A 17,185-nucleotide genomic window follows, 5' to 3' on the forward strand; every position below is an offset into this window, starting at 1 on the left:
TCATTGCGCCGAGGGGGTCATTTTTTTGTGCGTTCAGACGTTGCACGATCGGATGTTCGGTGAATCACCAAGTGAACGATGATCGGAGCGAGGATTGGAATCATGACATAATCCCCAACCCAGGTCCAAAGTTGTTCCATCCGCACCACCGCCTTCCTCCATTGTGGACTTGGCGGCTGACCCCACTATTGCTGCGTTAACCTGCCTCTTCATTATAACAGATTTGTTCGTAAAAAGGCGTTAAAAATAGGAACAAATGTTCTTGTTTTATAAAATGAATCTTTTGATGGAATCAGTCTCAAGAATGGGTCCAAAGATGGAATTGAGTCGAATCGCTCTTGCTTGTTAGATGTCTGACAGGATATAATCAATCTCGTGTGTATACACGGGTGGGTGAGGGTGCCAATAAAGGATTGATTCCTATGGCAAAACAAACAGAATGGAAAACAGAAACATACGGGGGCGTGCTGAACTTTCTGGCGACAGCATACATCCCGGCCGTGCATGCGGCAATCTTGACACAAGCCGGACTCCCGTTCGAGGGGGCGCTCGTCGGAGCGATTTTGACAAGCATCATCGGGACATTGATTGCGGGATTCTTCAATCTCCCGCTTCTCTTGTTACCGGGAATGGGGATTAATGCGCTCTTCACGTACACGCTCGTCCTACAGATGGGGTTGAGCTGGCAAAGTGCGCTCGCTGTCTCGTTCGTCTCAGGTGTACTCGTCGTACTATTAACGGTCACCAAGGTGGCGAGGAAATTGGCGAACGCGTTCCCACCGATCATTCATGACGGATTGACGGTCGGTCTCGGCCTCTTCCTCATCTTGATCGGGCTCGAGGCGGCAGGGATCGTCTCAGGCGGGGGTGGGGCATTGCTTCACATCGGTGACCTCGGAGAGCGTGACGTCCAAGTCGCATTCCTGTCACTCTTCGTCGCCATCTTACTGTTCTTGAAGATGGGACCGAGCAGCTTCCTTTGGACGATCGGTTTCGGTGTCGGACTCAGTGCCGTGATGGGAACACTCGATTGGACGGGAAGCTTCGCGTTGACACCGTTCTTCGAATCGTTCGGCACGGTATTTGGAAACATCTCGTTCGCGGAATCTGCCTCTCCACTCTTCTTCGTCGCGGTCGGTGTGCTGACGCTCGTCTTGTTGATTGAAAACATCAGCTTGATTCAGAATCAGACACGTGCAATCGGCAAAGAAGAAGATGCGCCGAAAGGTCTCGTCGCACAAGGTCTCTCGACGATGGCCGGGGCCATGTTCGGTTCAAGCCCGACCGTCTCGACGGTCGAAGTGGCTGCCGGGATATCGGTCGGTGCACGAGGCGGGATCGCTTCATTCGTCACATCTGGATTGTACGTAGTATCGCTCTTATTGCTACCGCTCTTTGCAATCATCCCGGTGACGGCGATTGCACCGGTGTTGATTATCATCGGCATGATGATGTTCCAAAACGTGAAGCATTTGCCTCTCGATAACTGGGAGCATGCCTTCCCGGCGATTCTCGTCATCATCATGATTCCGTTCACGTATTCCATCGTCGATGGGATCGGACTCGGGTTCATCGCGTACACTATGATTGTCTTGTTCAAGAAGGGCTACCGGTCACTCAGTCCGGTCGTCGGTGTCTTGACCGTATTGTTCTTAGTTTTCTTCTCATTACCAGTCTGGTTTTGAACTACCTCCACCTACGCTTCGCTTAGAGGTGGAGGATTCCTGAGTTATCCGACCTATCGGTCAAAACCTGATCAGGCTAACCCCGTCGTCCCGACGGTTGTAGCAGCCAAGATACGTTCTGCTTCTTGTTTGAGATTCAGTCCTGCGTTCACATCGCGGTCGTGATGGACCCCGCAATTCGGGCATGTCCATTCACGCAGGCTTAGATGCTTCACGTCTTTGTGTCGATGGCCGCAACCCGAACAGAGCTGGCTCGAGGCGAAGGTCTTCCCGACCTTCACGACGGTCTTCCCGTACCAGTCGGCCTTGTATTCAAGCATGCGGAAGAACTCCGACCAACTCACCTCGGAGATGGACTTGCTCAATTTGCGGTTCTTCTGCATTTTCTTCACCTGCAAGGTCTCGATACCGATGACGTCGTGATTTTTGACGATCTCGGTCGATACCTTGTGCAGGAAGTCTGTCCGCTTGTTGGCGATCTTCTCGTGGATACGGGCGACCTTCCGCTTCTGCTTCTGATAGTTCTTCGCCTCGGACAGTTTCACCTTCCTGTTCAAGGCGATGAGCTGACGACGGGACAACTTCCGTTGCTCGCGCGCCAGCTTCTTCTCGAGCGTACGGAAATAACGGTCGTTTTGGTATACGGTTCCGTTTGACAGGATAGCGAAATTCTTCAGCCCGACGTCGACGCCGACGGATGAGCCGGTCTTCGGCAGTTCGTCGATCTCCTGCTCTGCGAGCAGGGACACGAAGTATTTGCCCGAAGCTGTACGTCGGATCGTGGCGTTCAAGATACGCCCCTTGACCTGCTTCGAGTTGGCGAAACGAACCCACTTCAGCTTCGGGAGCTTGAGTTTGTTTCCGATGATCGAGATTTCGGGGATCTGATTATTCTTCTCGATATTCGTCTTGTATGATTGAACAGGGTTCCGCTTCGACTTGAAGCGAGGGCGCTCGTTCTGTTTCTTAAAGAAGCGTTCATAGGCGTCGGCGAGATGCTTGACGCTAGTCTGAAGGGAATGGCTGTCGACCTCTTTTAACCAGTCGAACTCCTGCTTCAGCAAAGGGATCTCTTTCGAACAAGATCCGTAGGAGAGTCCTTTACCAGTCGCTTGATAGGTTTCATCCCATTTCGCCAAGAAGTGGTTGAAGACGAAACGCGAACAACCGATCGTCTTCGCAATCAGGATCTCCTGCTCTTTTGTCGGGTAGATTCTGAATTTGTAAGCCTTGTGTTTCAGCATGATGTTCACCTCCTTGAAGGTAGTATACCCGAAAGGAGAGTGGGAGTACTCTCGCTTAATTTTGATAGAGATACGCACGGCATCGTTCAGGAAGAACGGTGCCGTTTTTTGATTTGAAAAGACTCGTTCGTGCTATAATCGCAGTAATTTAAAGCGAACGTGGAGGGGATTGGATGCAAGTTATTCAAGAATTCGCATCGTACACAGAATGGCTCAAGACGTTAGAAAAGCTGAGTGAATCTGATTGGAACAAACAGAGCGACTCGGAGAAGTGGTCCATAAAGCAAATCGTTCTACATATCGCCCATTGGGACAATCATCTGTTAAATGTCATCATCCCATCGGTGAAGAACGGGGAAGGGATGATCTTCCCTGACTTTGACTCGTTCAACGCACGGGCGACGAAAAGGGCGGAGAAGTTATCGGGTGACGTCGTGTTGAAGGAATCACTACAAAGTCGACGAGCGCTCATCACTATGCTCGAGTCCTTAAGTGAAGAAGCGCTGACCTATAAAACGACAGCGAATGGTGTCTCCCATGATCCGCATCAAGGTGTCCCATATTCACTAGATGTGATCATCGGGGAGTTCGTCGAGCATGACCGACACCATATGAAGCAAGTCGAGTCTATTCTCAAGCGATGAAAAAATTTATGAGTCTATAGATCAACTGCTCGTTCAATGAACGGGCTTTTTCTCTTGTCTGAAAATAACTGAATATTCCGCTAATCCTTGTGCTATAATCCTTTTAAATCCATTTCCAAGAAAAGGTATTAAATCTATGAGGGGAGCCGTATATCAGATGAACGCGATCAAGCCGACTATACATAAACGGATACACCCATGAAGCAAGCAAAAACACTCTTTGTATCAGGGGTTCTATTCTCCTTACTAATTGTCGCCCTCATCTCCTATTCCGGTCAACTGGGATACCGTTACTACCAATCATTAGATATCTCAGGGAGCGAGATTACGAGTTGGGTCACCGACTGTCATGACAAACGAAAATTTTTAGGGATTTTCGAAGTGACGGATGTCGACTTTTGGTGTGGGGATGCGCCATATGAAGAACCAGAAGGGAACGGTCCAGACGGAGCAATGATTGACTCAGAAGAGGATTCAGGTGGTACACCGAAAGAGCGGATCAAGGACCAATCCCCATCTTACGGAAACCCCTCATCAGAAGAGTCGAACAACGTCTCCTACCTCCCATACATGATTACCGGACTGCTTATCTTGCTCGGATGGTGGCTCTGGAAAAGACGACGCCCCTCGAAGAAACAAAGCGAGGAGGGAGAGTTAGATATCGAGGATCACTCGCTAGTGACTTCTGACAACGCGTCGATGCAGATAAACCGAACAGTTCATCCATTACCAGCATCGGCTATCCGAAAGCAGTTGATTCAATTCGAAGCAGCGTTACCTCCATATAAACGTCGTCGCCCGTATGAGACGTTGTCGACTTGGGCGAAACGAATCGAGCTCGATGCATCCCTACTTACCTATTTAGAGATACGTTATGACGAAGGCGACATCTCACCACAACGTGAGCGAGCGTTCACCCAACAACTTGACGAATACCTACTACGCACACAAAAGGAGTCGAACTCATGACCATCCGACACGTATTGGATCAATTAGACCGCATTTACCTCGGTAAACCAGAAATCACAAAATTATGTTGCACAGCCTTATTGGCGAACGGACATATTTTGCTAGAGGATGTGCCTGGGACGGGGAAGACGTTACTTGCGAAAAGCATCGCCAAAAGCTTTGAGGCAGACTTCGCCCGAATTCAATTCACAGCCGATTTGCTACCTTCTGACATCATCGGTTCAGACTTCTTCAATATGCAGACCCAAACGTTCGAGAACCGCACCGGACCGATCTTCACGAATATTTTACTCATCGATGAAGTGAACCGCGCCGTTCCGAGAACGCAATCCGCCTTGCTTGAAGCGATGGAAGAACGCCAAGTTTCTATCGGTGGCGTCACGTATCAACTACCGAAACCATTCTTCGTCATCGCGACGCAAAACCCGATCGAGTCGGCGGGAACGTTCACGCTACCGGACGCCCAACTCGACCGCTTCCTCATGTCCCTTCAAGTCGGATATCCAGGGGCAGATGAAGAACGGAACTTGATTCTACAGACGATTTCAAAGACAAGACAGACAGTGCATGCCTTGATGACGAATGAAGCTTTTTTAGAAGCACAAGAAGAAGTCGAGAATATCCGGATTCATGAAGATGTCGTCACGTATTTGCTCGCACTCATCCACGAGACGAGACAACACCCGTTAGTCGAAGTCGGGGCGAGCCCACGGGCGACGCTCGCGCTCGTCAAGGCCTCACAAGCTTATGCGTACTTGAACGATCGTCAGTTTGTCACACCTGAAGATGTTCAAGCCGTTGCGCTACATGTCCTCTCGCACCGATTGACCCTCACCCTTGAAGGGGATATCAAATCGACGAAGCGACAAGTGTTGGTGGACGTACTCGAGTCCGTAACTGTCCCAGTCGAAAAGGTGTAACGATGCGACAGGTCGAAATCAGTACACCGTCCATTCTTCAGGACCAACTTTGGCCGGCTTATGTCAGTCTCGGTTTTCTCACCATGTGGATGCCTTATGTATGGCCCATCGCATATGTATGCGGAGGATTATTAATCGTCATGTTCATCCGGAAACGAATCATTCGAACACTTTCAAACGAAGTCTCATTTTCCATCCGACAGAAAGAAGATCTCTTGTTCATTGACGATGAGACATCATGTATCGTCCGTATTGAGGGGTATGAGCGAATCATTGCCCTCGGCGTTCCGCTATTGATTCGACTAGAGGGTAATGAACGGATGGTATTCGAGGACGGGTCACAGGCATACGACACAAGGATCGAACAGGAAATACATCATGTGAGCGTCTCGGCTGTGAACCGTGGACCTGCTTCGATTCATACGTGTGTGATGCGTGTCACGTTACCGTTTTATTTAGGTACTCTTTTTTTCACGGATGAGGAGATGGATATGCCCTCATGGATTGTGTTACCTACCATCACGAAGTCACCAATCACCGAATCTCGCATGATTCGGATGGGTGACCGTATCGTCAAGCACTCCCCGTTGAACGATCCGTTGATGATTCAGAGTGCAAAACGATATGAGAAGGAACCGGCTAAACAGATTGACTGGGTCGCCACTTCAAAAGTCGGTCATGTACAGGCAAAAGTGTTCGAACGACAAAATCTCGACACGTTCACGATTTCCCTTGATTTGAGCGGTCCGCTCGGGAACGGGCTCCATGCGCAATACGAAGACTTGATTCAACAGACGGCGTATTGGGTCTCTTACTTGATCAAAGAAGATTGTAAAGTGGAACTGTTAATCAACCGACTCGACAAAAACAACCAAGTCGACCGTGTTACACTGGGAGAAGGAAGAAAACAATTACGGCTCATTCTCGTCCGACTGGCGAAGATTCATGAATCGAACGCGTTTGTTGCATCATCGCGATTCACGTCATATGTCAGTCGTCACAAACAGCCGCACGCCGAATTGATTCAAATAAACCAGAGGATATTGTTAAAATCATCCGGCTGACCAAGAGAGAATTGGATGTAATCAAAATGTATCCCATAGAAAATATTGTTTTGACATTGCCTTCATTTACGAATTGGATATTCAGGAGACGGAGTAACTATGAAATTGGATGATTTTCAAGAAAAGGGTGATTTGTCTGAATCGGTCGTGCTACCGCGTCACGCTTTGGAAGAAGGTGAAGCTCTTCTCCTGATTCAGCGACATTTGCAGAGTATGGCATTCCCGCTACAAATAAGACGAAAACAGATTCTAAAACCATCGAAAAAGCGACACTTCTTTTTTGCACATACCAAAGAGGAGAATGTGACAACTAAAGTCATTGATAGTGTCGAGACATTAGAACCGGAATTAACTTTCTCTTCGAATGAGGTGCTTGTCCTCTATATAGGAGGAGGTTGGGTCGTAAGCTATTACGAAGACGGGTTGACGCTTCAAGGAAACCAAGTGAAACGTGTCGCGACAACTGGTATTGTTCAAATGGAGACATTTTTTGAACATGTGGTTAGAGGCACGTTTCCCATCAAATTGGCGTTTGGTTTAGGTGGGACGTTTGCTCCATTTGAAAACGTGTTTCGCTTTATATTGCATAACCCAGACTGGAAGGGATTGATTGAAGACGAGTTATTGCCTCAGCTTCAGATTCCGAAGGCGAAGAATGTGTGGCAGTCTCTCTCACATCCGACATACGAGCAGACGCTCGAGACGTTCACTATTGAATTTCATCCAAATATACTAGGGAATTTCATACTTGCACATGATGCTAACGATACGTACTATTTCATTGATCATGTGAATGGGGATATCAAGATTTTTTGAGTAATCCATTTAGATATGAAGAAGCGTACATCAAAATCGTGTCAATCGATTTAGTCCATCAAACTCAATTCCCGAATCAAACAGTACACCAGTTATGAGAAAGCAGGAATGGAAAATGAACTATTTAGAACATCTAGAAAAGCATTGCGGCACCTTCGTCAGCGGATTTGATATCCCTGACTTATTAGAAGATGCTGTACAAATCATCGAGCTTGAAGAAGAGTCCTCAAAATTAACAAGTATCTCGACATTAGGCCTACATTGGCATGCACTTCAATTCGAAGACGGCTCAACCGTACGTCAGGAATTATTGTTTCGTTTCATACAACAGCATGCCAAAGAAGAGTTTATTGAATTGATGTGGCAGCTGACCGATCATGCGTTGGGAACGCACCGGGCGTTCGAGTTGGGGGAACTCTATAAATTGCCTGAGGGATTGCTTGAACAATATTCATTTTCTTCGGTCTATGTGACTGCACCTTTTTACTCAGATGAGTCGTTCATCACATATGAGCACGAGGATCAAAGCGTGTTAGTTGTTTGGTTTGTACCGATTCATCCTTCAGAAGAACAATTTATCGAAGAACACGGAACCGAACCATTTGACGAGCTCTTATATGAGACAGATTACGAGTTACTCGACATGAATCGAAAAAAACTCATCTAACGAACAACCCCTCATGCGCGCATGAGGGGTTTCTTCACATATAGGGACCGTTCGCCTGAATGACGAACTGGGAATGTGCGTAGTGGTAGGTGATTCGTGAATAGTCGAAAGGCTTCCCGTTCGTCAGATGAAAGATGGTTTCGATGCGAAGTGTCGGGTCATTCTCTTGCAATCCGAGGTTGCCTGCTTCCACTTCCGACAATCGATCGACCTGTAGATACATGTCAGAAAACCCAATCGTGACGCCGAGCGCCGATTGCACGTAATCGAAAATCGAGTCCGCCACAATCTCGCGGTTCAAATAAGGAACGATGGCTTTCACATAATAGGATTCCTCATGACAGAGCACTTCCCCGTCCACATATCTCACCCGTTCGACCCGATACACTTCGTCAGACACGCCAATCCCGAGGTTCTCGGCCACCAACGCATCTGGTTTCAAGACAGACACATCGATCACATCAGACGTCAAGACACGGTCTCCGAGACTGCTCTTGAATCCTTGGGTGGAGAAGAGGCTCATATAGCCGGGTCGATTATGTCGTCTGACAAAGATGCCGCTTCCCCGCAGTTGAAAGATGACCCCTTTTCGTTCGAGCAGCTCTAATGCTTTCGTAATCGTACTCTTACTTACTGCGTATTGACTCATCATCTGCTCAAGGACAGGTAGCTTATCACCTTGTTTTAACTGTTGTTCGTTAATATATTGTTCGATTTCGTTCGCAATTTGTTGGTATTTTAGCATGGTCATTCCTCACTTTTTCGTCACTGATTTCATTATATCATGAGAAAACGAAAAAATGTTCAAGTGTCTCGACCTTGTTTAATTGTACCGGTACAATTATACTTGACGTGTATGATGTATCAAAAGGAGGAACAGAGGATGAAGACGTTACCTAAAGATTTCCTATGGGGAGGCGCACTCGCCGCACATCAATTTGAGGGCGGTTGGGACGCTGACGGAAAAGGACCAAGTGTGGTCGATGTTTTAACAGCAGGCGCACACGGTGTCGCGCGTCGGATCACAGACAAGGTCGAGCCGAACGAGTTTTATCCGAACCATGAGGCGATTGATTTCTATCATCGTTACAAAGAAGATGTGGCACTTTTTGCTGAGATGGGATTGAAATGCTTGCGTACCTCGATTGGGTGGAGTCGCATCTTCCCGAACGGAGATGACGCAGAACCGAACGAAGCAGGCCTTCAATTTTATGACGACTTGTTCGACGAGTTGTTAAAGTACGACATCGAGCCGATCATCACGCTCTCGCATTTCGAGATGCCGCTCCATCTTGCCCGTGAATACGGAGGCTTCCGAAATCGTGAGGTCGTCGACCATTTCGTCCGCTTCGCAGAGGTCTGCTTCAATCGTTACAAAGACAAGGTCAAATACTGGATGACGTTCAACGAAATCAACAACAAGATGGACGTCAACAACCCGCTCTTCTTGTGGACCAATTCGGGTGTCCTCCTAAAGGAAGGGGAGAACGCACGTGAAGTCATGTATCAGACGGGACACCACGAACTGATTGCGAGTGCACTCGCTGTCGCTAAGGGGAAAGCCATCAATCCGGACTTCGAGATTGGAGCGATGGTCTCTCACGTCCCAATCTATCCGTATTCATCAAACCCAGACGACGTCATGCTTGCCGAAGAGATGATGCGGCAACGCTATTTCTTCCCGGACGTACAAGTTCGTGGGTTCTATCCAAATTACGCCTTGAACGAGTTCGAGCGCGAGGGGTACAACATCCCCATCCTTGAAGGGGACAAAGAGATTTTACAGAACGGGAAGGTCGATTATCTCGGTTTCAGCTATTATATGTCGACGACCGTGAAGAGTGATGTCGTCGCGGACAATAGCGGAGATATCGTCAATGGTGGTCTGCCGAACGGCGTCGAGAATCCGTATATCCAGTCGAGTGACTGGGGATGGGCGATTGATCCGGTCGGTCTCCGTTATGTGCTCAACCGACTCTATGACCGGTACCAAATCCCGCTCTTCATCGTCGAGAATGGATTCGGTGCCGTCGATGAGATTATCGACGGGAAGATTCATGACGCGGCCAGAATCGATTATCTAAGAGCCCATATTGAACAATTGAAGCAAGCCGTCCTCTATGACGGGGTCGATTTGATCGGGTACACACCTTGGGGCATCATCGACATCGTCTCGTTCACGACGGGAGAGATGAAGAAAAGGTACGGAATGATTTACGTCGACCGTGACAATGGAGGGAACGGATCGATGGAGCGAATGAAGAAAGACTCGTTCGATTGGTATAAGCGGGTCATCGCGACGAACGGAGAGAATTTCTAAATAAGATGAGCAAAGAACTGTGAAATGTCTGCAGGTCTTTGCTTTTTTTCGCTATAATGTAGAAAATGACGATCCAGGAGGGAAGGCTGATGCAAGTGAAGCAACATGGGCCAGTGACAGCCGTTTGCGCGAAAGTGAAGAACGGTCCATTCGAGATGTCGATGTACGTCTATTATATCGACGGCATGATCATCGATACGGGGACACGCACGATGCTACCCGCTCTCCAACCCTTTTATGAGTCGGTCCCGATCGATCTCGTCAGCATCACCCACCCACATGAAGACCACATTGGAACGGCGGCATGGCTTGAGCGGACATATGGTGTCCCTATTTACATACGAGAGTCCGCCAGGGACATGTGTCAGACAGGGTTAGAAATCCCTGATTACCGTGCGCGTTTCTCAGGAGACCCGGAACCGTTTCAGCCGATCGCCTATCATGAAAATCAGATCACGTCAGAACATCATACTTATCATGTGATTCATACACCCGGTCATGAGCCGAATCATGTCGTCTTATATGATGAGGAGAACGGTCGACTGTTCTCGGGTGATTTGTTCGTCCATCCGTATCCGAAGGTGATGATTCCAGAGGAGTCGGTCCCTGAACAGATTCGTTCGCTCAAGCGTGTCCTGTCCCTCGATTTTGATGAAGTATATTGTCAGCATGCCGGGCGTCTCGACGAAGGCCGGGCGCAACTGAAAAAGAAACTCGAATACCTCGAGCGATTGACCGATGACGTGATCATCAAAACCGCTGCGGGATATTCGATTGACGACATCAATGCTCAGCTCTTTCCTGACCCGTCGCCGCTCGTCCAAATCTCCAAGCGGGATTATGACTCCAGACATATGATTTCAAGTATTCTTCGGGAAGTCTACGAACAACTTCGTTGACAGAAGATGAATCACCTTGTATTCTGAATACAGGATTAAACGTTTAAACTTTTAAACGGAGTGAGGATTATGAAACGAACAGATGTAACACCCGAAGTATCGCTATCTTTATTTGAAGATGCGATCCCGTTGTTTCAAGTATTAGCCGACGTCAATCGGCAACGGATCATCGTCGAGATCGCCAAACATGAACGCTTGAACGTCAATCAGATTGATGAAAAAATCGAGTTGTCTCGACCGGCCATCTCACATCATCTCAAACTATTGCGACAAGCGGGCATCGTCGCATCAGAGAAAGTCGGGACAGAGAATTTTTACTATCTGACACTCGAAGAAGCCGTCGGACTGCTGAAGGCACTGACACGTGCAATCGAAGATGAATGTATCTTGTGACCCTTTCTTTTTGGAAACAGAGAGAAAGGCTTCATTTTCACCAATGCGTTTAAGAGTTTAAACATATAAACATTATTAAGGAGAATGAATATGAACCAAAAACAAACCATCGTTATCACGGGCGCATCGAGCGGAATCGGTCGGGCAACGGTCGAACTGTTCAGTAATCGTGGCTGGCATGTCGCTGCGACGATGCGAAGACCTGAAGAACATCAAGAACTGTCTAACCTAAAAGGGGTGTCGCTCTATCAACTAGATGTGACGAATGAGGCGAGTATCCGAGAGGCATTTGAACAAATCATCTCAGATCACGGAACGATGGATGTGTTATTGAACAATGCTGGGTACGGAGCGGTCGGAATTTTCGAGGAAGCTTCTCCCGAACAGATTCAGCGGCAATTTGATACGAACGTATTCGGGGTCATGAACGTGATTCGGGCAGCACTCCCGTATTTCCGCAAACAGCGGAGCGGACGTATTGTGACCGTGTCTTCGGTCGGTGGTCAGATCACATTTCCAATCTATAGCTTGTATCACAGTTCAAAATGGGCGATCGAAGGGTTCATCGAATCGCTTCAGTTCGAGTTGGCACCATTCAATATCGACATGAAATTGATTGAACCGGGACCGATTAAGACAGACTTTTACGGACGTTCCCAAGAACTCGTCCGTGACCAACCGCTCGATGTATATGATGACTTTACAGAAGTCGCACTCCATAACACGAATGCCGCTGGTGCGAACGCTGAAGGTCCAGACGTTGTCGCCGAGACGATTTGGCGAGCCGCGACCGAACGGAAGAAACGTCTCCGGTATCCATCAGGTAAACAAGCTGGCCTTTTGATCGCGCTCAAGCGTTATCTCCCGAACCGTTTATTCTTCGCGATTGTCCGAAGCGTCGTTGAAAAGAAATAATGAATCACATCCTTTTTGTTTTCTATGGAAAATAAAAAGGATTTTTTATGTCATTCTTGGAATGATTCAAATCACACAAAATCACCCGATATATTATATGAGAGGAGAGATTTCATGAAAAAATTTATGTTAGCACTTTCTACGTTCGCTTTGATAGTCGGATTGTCTTCAACACCGACAAAGTCAGTAGATGCATCGGTCAAGACATTTAAAAACTGTACAGAGCTAAACAAAACATATAAAGGTGGTGTAGCCAAGTCAAAGACGACTAAAAATAAAGGTGGCAAAACACGTTATACGCCATACGTAAGTAAAGCATTATATGACGCCAATAAATCAAAAGATCGCGATAAAGATGGAATTGCTTGTGAGAGATAAAAAATCCAATCTGCCGCCAATCATGGCGGCTTTTTTCATGGAGATAGACATCTATTCATTCGCATGATATTATCATTAGTAATAACATTATTAAATTTGATAATATTGAGGTGAAGATGGTGAATCAAGACGTTTTAAAAAGTCTGTTGAACCCGGTTCGCATGAAAATTTTTCAGCACGTGCTCATGAACGAGCAAGTGACGACCGCGGAATTGGCAAAGTTACTTCCGGATGTGCCCCAAGCGAGCCTCTATCGCCATATCAACAAGATGGTTCAAGACGAGATTTTATCTGTCGTGAGCGAAAATAAAGTACGCGGAGTGTATGAAAAAGTGTATGCGATTCAAAACAATCCGTTGACCAGTATCAATAAAATTGTTGAAGAGGAAGACCGGGAGCAACTATACATGGTCTGTTATACGTTCACGATGTCACTGCTCATGGATTTTGGGAACTATCTGAAGCGAGACTCGATTGACCTCCAGAAAGACAAAGTTGGGTTCCGAAGCATCCCGCTTTATTTGTCTGATGCCGAGAGTGATCGATTCCTAAAAGGTCTCTATGATCTCTTAGAGGGAGTGCTCGGGCATGAACCGTCCAAAGAGCGGACATTGCGAAAGTTCTCCTATGCCTTCATGCCGGTCGAAGAAAAGGAGGAGATGGATGATGTTTAAACAAGAAGAGGTATTCATTCAAGGAGAAGAAGTGATTAGCGCAACGGTCACAATCCCCGAGCAAGAGCGAGAATCGTATCCAGCGATTGTTCTCATCGGCGGTACGGGGGGATTGAACCGTGACGGGAACGGACTTGGATTTAAAATGAACCTTTATAAAGACATGGCAGAATGGCTGACGACTCAAGGTTTCGTCACATTACGATATGACAAACGTGGGATTGGCAAGAGTGGCGGCAATCGAAATAGTGTCGGTTTGACAGGGCTCGTTGATGACGTGACGGCGGTCGTTCGTTATCTGAAATCTCATGATCACGTCTCACAAGATATTTTATTGCTCGGCCATAGCGAAGGATGTATCGTCGCGACACTCGCAGCCGAACGTGAATCCGTTTCTGGTCTCATCCTGTTGTCTGGTGCCGGTGTTGCTTTGAAGACGAGCATGCAGGAGCAGGCTCACTTTTTACTCGAAGAAGTAGAGCGCACAAAAGGAATCAAAGGGATGCTACTACGTTTTAGCTTGAACGAAAAATCGGTTATTGGGAAACAACAGAAACTGTTCAAACGTGTCACAGCAACGGACCAGGATACAATGAGGATTCAACTGATGAAATTCCCTGCCAAATGGTTACGGGAACACCTTGCGTATACAGATGAGTCGCTTCGAGAGCGATTGGTTCAGTTGAATGTACCGAAACTTGCAGTGACAGGAGATCGCGATGTTCAAACGAACGTGCGTCATTTAGAAGAGCTCGATGCACTGCATGCGCCGAATATGGAGACAGTAAAAATAGCGGACATGGACCATATGCTGAAGCATTTTGCTGATGAGATGACTATTTTAGATGTGAAGAAGCAATATCGCACAGAAATTCGCGAGCCGCTCCACCCTCAACTTCAACACCACCTCATGGACTGGTTGAAACGAAAAGGTTATTTAAACTAACAAATACAAAACGTCAGAGTTCAATGGTTCTCTGACGTTTTGCCGTTACTGAAGAAAAGTCTTAACGCTGTCCATTGAAAAGTATCGATTCCACTGGACAAAATGTCCGCCTGGAACGGCAATCAATTGAACAGATGGGTGTACGTGTCGTTCTGCTCGTTTCACATAGTGAAGCGTCCGTTTGGCTTCCCTCACATCCAAACCAGTAAAGTCCGCATAATACAACTGTGTTGGCACTGACAGGCGACGTAACAAATTGTTGAAATCCAGTCCATCATATCCAAATAGTAAATGTAATCCGCCGGTTGTCAGTCGTGCCGGTTTCTCGAAAGCCGTTCGAACGAACGGTGTCGGCTCGACACCGATGCGTCGACAGAACGATTGAAAACGGTCTTCTGAAGTAAATGCGTCTCTAGCTTGTGTTTTCTGTTCAATCCAATTCAAGAAACGTTTCGGTGAACGATGATACAGAAGTCGCAACATGGGAAAAGTGAATCCGAATAAGCCATATTCCCGATAAGGTAGCATGACATTCGGTTTATGCCCCTGGTCAAGCAGAATCAATCGATTGACATGTTGGGGATAATGGGCGGCGTATGCGAGGGCGATCGCTCCTCCCATCGAATGACCGATTAGCCGAATGGAGTCAAGCTGTCTTGAAGTTCGGTAGGTCTCGATCCAATCAGCTAATACTTCTGAAGTCGTATATCGATCAATTCCTTCACTTTCACCAAAACCCGGTAAATCCATAAGATGTATTTCATACTGATGTTGAAGTGCTTCGGCAAATTGAAGTCCTTGTAACCCTGTGAAACCACCACCCGGAAGAAATAGAACCGGTTCACCCTGTCCGAAGGTGCTTGCATGAAACTGTCGCACGTCATCTCTCCTCTACTTCATGTACTTCACTCAAGTATAAAGATGTTTTCCAATCAATTGAAGAGAATTCGTCACGCATTTCTCAAATATGAACCGTCGTTACGGGTATAGTTTACTGATAGACGAATGTTTGTCATCGAGTGCTCGAACGGTTCTTACATTAGAAGGAGGAGAGTGAAGTGAAACTTGCAGGGAAAACAGTAATCGTTACTGGTGCTGGTTCAGGTATGGGACGAGCCATCGCTAAACTGTTCGCGAAAGAAGGCGCACAGGTCGTCGCATTCGATTTGAACGATGAGACGATTCAGGCGGTAGTCGAAGAAATCAAGACGGGAGGCGGGCATGTCGTCGGTGTCACTGGTAACGTGACGAACCAAACGGATATCGACAAACTTGTCGATGCGGCGAATGACACGTTCGGATCCGTCGACATTCTCGTGAATAATGCGGGCATCATGGACAACTTCCTAACGGTGGGAGAAGTGACGGATGAAGTATGGGAGCGGGTCCTTGCTGTCAATTTGACCGGCCCGATGAAATTAGCACGTGCCGCCATCCAAGTGATGGAGAAGCAGGATCAGGGGGGCGTCATCATCAATAACGCGTCCGTTGGAGGACTATTTGGTACGCGCGGTGGCGCAGCCTATGTCGCTTCGAAACATGGGTTGATTGGACTGACGAAAAACATCGCAGCCACTTACGGAACGCTCGGAAAAATTCGAGCTAATGCCATCGCACCAGGTGGGGTCAATACGAACATCGGGGCAACAATCACCGCTCCGAGCGAACTCGGGATGCGTGCCATCCAAGGGGCGGGGGAAGCACCGATGGGTGAGCCCGAACAAATCGCGAACGTTGCGCTCTTTTTAGCATCGGACGATTCAAGTTTTGTAAATGGCGATGTACTGAAAGCGGATGGTGGTTGGACGGCAAGATAAACGAAAAGAGCCGAAATTATTCGGCTCTTTTCGTTTGGTGTTTTTTACGATAGGCGAGCGGAGTAATGGAATGATGTGCTTTGAACGATTGGACGAAGTGACTGACTGATGAGTATTCGTATAACTGAGCTGTTTCAGCAATTGATAGTTGAGTCGTAAGTAAAGTATTCGCAGCATTGTGCATACGAACTGACTGGATATATTGAGAAGGAGAAGTACCTAGATATCTAGTGAATAAACGACAACATTCACTTTTGCTTAACTTGTTATGATCAGCTAACTGAGTTAATGTCAACCTCGAAAGTTTTTCTGAATGAATCGAATGAAGAAGATTCGTGACACGATTTAGTGAACTAGAACGATACATCGGCTCGTTCATTCGTTGGATACGATGGCGCCAAATGACCGTTAAGTGAAGAAGTGAATCAAACAATGAAAAGTCATCGTTTGATAATAGTCGATTCACCGCTTTCTCAGCCGCTTGAAGTGCGGTACGATCTTGCTTCTGATTAGAATCATACATGTAGGGTGGATAATGGTTCTCTATATACGGTCGAACATATATGTCTTCTAATAGTGTTGATAACGTCCCTTGCGGGGTAAAAGAGATTTCGTATACGCGGCTCACCGATGTTGAAAGGCGTATCGAATAGAATTGATTCGGTCCAATCATACATCCTGACTTGGATGTAAGTTGATAACGAATCCCGTCAATTGATAAATCACATTCGCCGTCTATTACCCAAAGTAAGTGGAATTGTTTCGAAACATAAAAATGAGACGTGGGGCAGTGTGAAGAGTCCCATATTGTTGCGGACGGATATTGAGTCCCTT

Annotated in this window: 20 protein-coding genes; 15 read left to right on the forward strand and 5 right to left on the reverse strand. The window is 47.1% G+C overall.

Annotated elements, in window-relative coordinates:
* Window positions 1-17 precede the first annotated feature (17 nt).
* Window positions 18-140: a hypothetical protein gene (locus tag KNO66_RS14925; RefSeq protein WP_255349577.1), complete on the reverse strand. Its 123-nt coding sequence runs from the start codon at window positions 138-140 to the stop codon at window positions 18-20.
* A 282-nt stretch (window positions 141-422) separates the two neighbouring features.
* On the opposite strand from KNO66_RS14925, the gene KNO66_RS03900 reads away from it, so the two are divergent.
* On the forward strand, window positions 423-1,685 hold the full coding sequence (locus tag KNO66_RS03900; RefSeq protein WP_214740613.1) for an NCS2 family permease: 1,263 nt from the start codon (window positions 423-425) through the stop codon (window positions 1,683-1,685).
* A gap of 71 nt (window positions 1,686-1,756) precedes the next feature.
* On the opposite strand, the gene tnpB is transcribed toward KNO66_RS03900, so the two are convergent.
* The gene (gene tnpB / locus KNO66_RS03905) at window positions 1,757-2,929 is read right to left on the reverse strand and encodes an IS200/IS605 family element RNA-guided endonuclease TnpB (RefSeq protein ID WP_214740615.1); all 1,173 of its coding nucleotides are present in this window, start codon (window positions 2,927-2,929) and stop codon (window positions 1,757-1,759) included.
* Window positions 2,930-3,102: 173 nt separating this feature from the next.
* Here tnpB and KNO66_RS03910 point away from each other — a divergent pair, with 173 nt between their 5' ends.
* From KNO66_RS03910 to KNO66_RS03935, 6 genes are all read left to right on the forward strand, one after another.
* Window positions 3,103-3,573 carry a DinB family protein gene (locus KNO66_RS03910; RefSeq protein ID WP_214740616.1) on the forward strand — a complete coding sequence of 157 codons (471 nt, stop codon included), beginning with the start codon at window positions 3,103-3,105 and terminating at the stop codon, window positions 3,571-3,573.
* A 198-nt stretch (window positions 3,574-3,771) separates the two neighbouring features.
* A complete protein-coding gene (locus KNO66_RS03915; RefSeq protein WP_214740618.1) occupies window positions 3,772-4,542 on the forward strand; it encodes a hypothetical protein in 771 nt (256 codons plus the stop codon).
* Window positions 4,539-5,462, forward strand: a complete 924-nt coding sequence (locus KNO66_RS03920) for an AAA family ATPase (protein ID WP_214740620.1) — start codon at window positions 4,539-4,541, stop codon at window positions 5,460-5,462. Before KNO66_RS03915 ends, KNO66_RS03920 begins: the two co-directional genes overlap by 4 nt.
* 2 nt (window positions 5,463-5,464) lie before the next feature.
* A complete protein-coding gene (locus tag KNO66_RS03925) occupies window positions 5,465-6,526 on the forward strand; it encodes a DUF58 domain-containing protein (protein ID WP_214740622.1) in 1,062 nt (353 codons plus the stop codon).
* A 99-nt stretch (window positions 6,527-6,625) separates the two neighbouring features.
* Entirely contained in the window at window positions 6,626-7,342 is a 717-nt protein-coding gene (locus tag KNO66_RS03930) for a hypothetical protein (RefSeq protein ID WP_214740624.1), read from the forward strand.
* 115 nt (window positions 7,343-7,457) lie between these two features.
* Window positions 7,458-8,009, forward strand: a complete 552-nt coding sequence (locus KNO66_RS03935) for a suppressor of fused domain protein (RefSeq protein WP_214740626.1) — start codon at window positions 7,458-7,460, stop codon at window positions 8,007-8,009.
* 34 nt (window positions 8,010-8,043) lie between these two features.
* On the opposite strand, the gene KNO66_RS03940 is transcribed toward KNO66_RS03935, so the two are convergent.
* Entirely contained in the window at window positions 8,044-8,754 is a 711-nt protein-coding gene (locus tag KNO66_RS03940) for a GntR family transcriptional regulator (RefSeq protein WP_214740628.1), read from the reverse strand.
* 138 nt (window positions 8,755-8,892) lie between these two features.
* On the opposite strand from KNO66_RS03940, the gene bglA reads away from it, so the two are divergent.
* From bglA to KNO66_RS03975, 7 genes are all read left to right on the forward strand, one after another.
* Window positions 8,893-10,329: a 6-phospho-beta-glucosidase BglA gene (bglA, locus tag KNO66_RS03945; RefSeq protein ID WP_214740630.1), complete on the forward strand. Its 1,437-nt coding sequence runs from the start codon at window positions 8,893-8,895 to the stop codon at window positions 10,327-10,329.
* Window positions 10,330-10,418: 89 nt separating this feature from the next.
* Window positions 10,419-11,228, forward strand: a complete 810-nt coding sequence (locus tag KNO66_RS03950) for an MBL fold metallo-hydrolase (protein WP_251128052.1) — start codon at window positions 10,419-10,421, stop codon at window positions 11,226-11,228.
* Between the two features lie 69 nt (window positions 11,229-11,297).
* Window positions 11,298-11,621, forward strand: a complete 324-nt coding sequence (locus tag KNO66_RS03955) for an ArsR/SmtB family transcription factor (protein WP_214740632.1) — start codon at window positions 11,298-11,300, stop codon at window positions 11,619-11,621.
* Between the two features lie 90 nt (window positions 11,622-11,711).
* Window positions 11,712-12,536, forward strand: coding sequence for an SDR family oxidoreductase (locus KNO66_RS03960; RefSeq protein WP_214740634.1), 825 nt, complete (start codon window positions 11,712-11,714; stop codon window positions 12,534-12,536).
* 114 nt (window positions 12,537-12,650) lie between these two features.
* Window positions 12,651-12,914: an excalibur calcium-binding domain-containing protein gene (locus KNO66_RS03965; RefSeq protein WP_214740636.1), complete on the forward strand. Its 264-nt coding sequence runs from the start codon at window positions 12,651-12,653 to the stop codon at window positions 12,912-12,914.
* 116 nt (window positions 12,915-13,030) lie between these two features.
* A complete protein-coding gene (locus KNO66_RS03970) occupies window positions 13,031-13,588 on the forward strand; it encodes a helix-turn-helix domain-containing protein (protein ID WP_285800748.1) in 558 nt (185 codons plus the stop codon).
* Complete coding sequence (locus tag KNO66_RS03975) at window positions 13,581-14,534, forward strand: alpha/beta hydrolase (protein ID WP_214740640.1); 954 nt, start codon at window positions 13,581-13,583, stop codon at window positions 14,532-14,534. Before KNO66_RS03970 ends, KNO66_RS03975 begins: the two co-directional genes overlap by 8 nt.
* A 45-nt stretch (window positions 14,535-14,579) precedes the next feature.
* On the opposite strand, the gene KNO66_RS03980 is transcribed toward KNO66_RS03975, so the two are convergent.
* Window positions 14,580-15,413 (reverse strand): alpha/beta hydrolase, encoded by an 834-nt coding sequence (locus KNO66_RS03980; protein ID WP_214740642.1) that lies wholly within the window; start codon window positions 15,411-15,413, stop codon window positions 14,580-14,582.
* 179 nt (window positions 15,414-15,592) lie between these two features.
* On the opposite strand from KNO66_RS03980, the gene KNO66_RS03985 reads away from it, so the two are divergent.
* Entirely contained in the window at window positions 15,593-16,351 is a 759-nt protein-coding gene (locus tag KNO66_RS03985) for a glucose 1-dehydrogenase (protein ID WP_214740643.1), read from the forward strand.
* Between the two features lie 16 nt (window positions 16,352-16,367).
* Here the strand turns inward: KNO66_RS03985 and KNO66_RS03990 are convergent, their stop codons facing one another.
* The gene (locus KNO66_RS03990; RefSeq protein ID WP_214740645.1) at window positions 16,368-17,024 is read right to left on the reverse strand and encodes a helix-turn-helix transcriptional regulator; all 657 of its coding nucleotides are present in this window, start codon (window positions 17,022-17,024) and stop codon (window positions 16,368-16,370) included.
* Between the last annotated feature and the right edge of the window lie 161 nt (window positions 17,025-17,185).

Origin of the sequence: Exiguobacterium sp. s48 (assembly GCF_018617395.1) — a bacterium.
GTDB lineage: Bacteria > Bacillota > Bacilli > Exiguobacteriales > Exiguobacteriaceae > Exiguobacterium.